Annotated in this window: 3 protein-coding genes; all 3 read left to right on the top strand. The window is 64.2% G+C overall.

Annotation, left to right across the window (positions count from 1 at the left end; genetic code table 11):
* A partial coding sequence (gene trpC / locus EN879_RS34285) for an indole-3-glycerol phosphate synthase TrpC (protein ID WP_127274631.1) occupies positions 1 to 754 on the top strand: 754 nt, incomplete at its 5' end.
* Between the two features lie 2 nt (positions 755 to 756).
* Positions 757 to 1,239: a cyclic pyranopterin monophosphate synthase MoaC gene (moaC, locus tag EN879_RS34280; protein ID WP_013531740.1), complete on the top strand. Its 483-nt coding sequence runs from the start codon at positions 757 to 759 to the stop codon at positions 1,237 to 1,239.
* Positions 1,239 to 1,836: molybdopterin molybdotransferase MoeA (locus EN879_RS34275; protein ID WP_164774773.1), on the top strand; the 598-nt coding region annotated here is incomplete at its 3' end. The genes moaC and EN879_RS34275, both read left to right, overlap by 1 nt.

The raw sequence follows: 1,836 nt of genomic DNA, 5'->3' as shown, positions 1-1,836 counted from the left end.
GGCACGTGTGCCGCTGGCCGAAATCAAGGCGCGAGCCAAGGACGCCGACGCACCGCGCGGCTTTCTTGCCGCACTCGAAGCAAAGCGCAAATCCGGCGCCTTTGCGCTGATCGCCGAGATCAAGAAGGCAAGCCCGTCCAAGGGGCTGATCCGCGCCGATTTCGATCCGCCGGCGCTGGCGCAGGCCTATGCCAAGGGTGGCGCTGCCTGTCTTTCGGTGCTGACCGACGCACCGTCCTTCCAGGGCGCGCCGGAATTTCTCACCCGGGCGCGAGCCGCCGTCGCGCTGCCGGCGCTGCGCAAGGATTTCCTGTTCGATCCCTATCAGGTCTACGAAGCCCGCGCCTGGGGCGCGGATGCCATCCTGATCATCATGGCCAGCGTCGACGACGCCCTGGCGAGCGAGCTTGAGGCAACGGCATTCGAACTCGGCATGGATGCGCTGATCGAGGTGCATGATGAGGCCGAGACGTTGCGCGCGCTAAAACTGTCGTCGCGGCTGATCGGTATCAACAACCGTAATCTGCGCACATTCGAGACCAGCCTCGACACTTCAGTGCGGCTGGCGAAGATGGTTCCGGCCGACCGCTTGCTGGTCAGCGAGAGCGGTATTTTCTCGCATGACGACTGCCTCAGGCTGCAAAAGAGCGACATCGGCACTTTTCTTGTCGGCGAGAGCCTGATGCGGCAACAGGACGTCACCACCGCGACGCGCTTGCTTCTGACAGGCAAGGCTTTGGCCGAGGCTATCTGACGATGGTATCAGGCCTGACCCATCTCGGCGCGCAGGGCGAGGCCAACATGGTCGATGTCGGCGACAAGGAAGAAACAACGCGCACGGCGATCGCCGAAGGCTTTGTCGCGATGCAGCCCGAGACGCTGAAGATGATCCTCGCCGGCAACGCCAAGAAGGGCGACGTGCTCGGCACCGCGCGCATCGCCGGCATCATGGCGGCGAAGAAGACGCATGATCTGATCCCGCTCTGCCATCCGCTGCTGCTGACCAAAGTTTCCGTCGACATCGAGCCCGACCATGCATTGCCGGGCCTGAAGGTCACCGCGCTGGCGCGCGTCACCGGCAAGACGGGCGTCGAGATGGAGGCGCTGACGGCCGCTTCGGTAGCCTGCCTGACCATCTACGACATGGCCAAAGCAGTAGACCGCGCCATGGTCATCACCGGCATCCGCCTGGTCGAAAAGACCGGCGGCAAGTCGGGTGACTACAAGGCGAGTTCCTGATGGCGCTGGTTCCTATCGCGGAGGCGCTTGAGCGCCTGCTCGATGGTGCGGCACCTCTAGCCGGCGAAAGCGTTCCTCTGTTCGAGGCGGTGGATCGTGTTCTGGCGGAACCGGTCGTGGCACTCCGTACCCAGCCACCTTTCAACGCTTCCGCCATGGATGGCTATGCCGCTCGAGCCGCCGACGTGGCGTCGGTACCATCCAGGCTGTCGGTGATCGGCATGGCGCCGGCCGGACGTGGTTTTGCCGGTAGGATCGGCAAGGCACAAGCGGTGCGCATCTTCACCGGCGCGCCGCTGCCCGAAGGCGCCGACACCATCGTCATCCAGGAGAATGTCCGCGACCTCGGCGGCGGCGAAATCGAAGTGACCGAGCCGACGGCGCAATGGCGCAATATCCGTCGCATCGGGCTCGATTTTTCAACAGGCGACATGCTGCTCGAAAGAGGCCGTTTGCTCGACCCGGCGGCACTGTCGCTGGCAGCATCGGCCAACCATCCCCAGGTCAAGGTGGTAAGACGACCGCTGGTCGCCATCATCGCCACCGGCGACGAATTGCTGCCGCCGGGCAGTAATCTCGGCCCGGACCAGATCATCT

This window comes from Mesorhizobium sp. M7A.F.Ca.AU.002.02.1.1 (assembly GCF_003998535.1).
Classification (GTDB): domain Bacteria; phylum Pseudomonadota; class Alphaproteobacteria; order Rhizobiales; family Rhizobiaceae; genus Mesorhizobium; species Mesorhizobium ciceri.
Note: the sequence above shows the minus strand (reverse complement) of the source record. Positions and strands in the feature narration are given on the sequence as shown.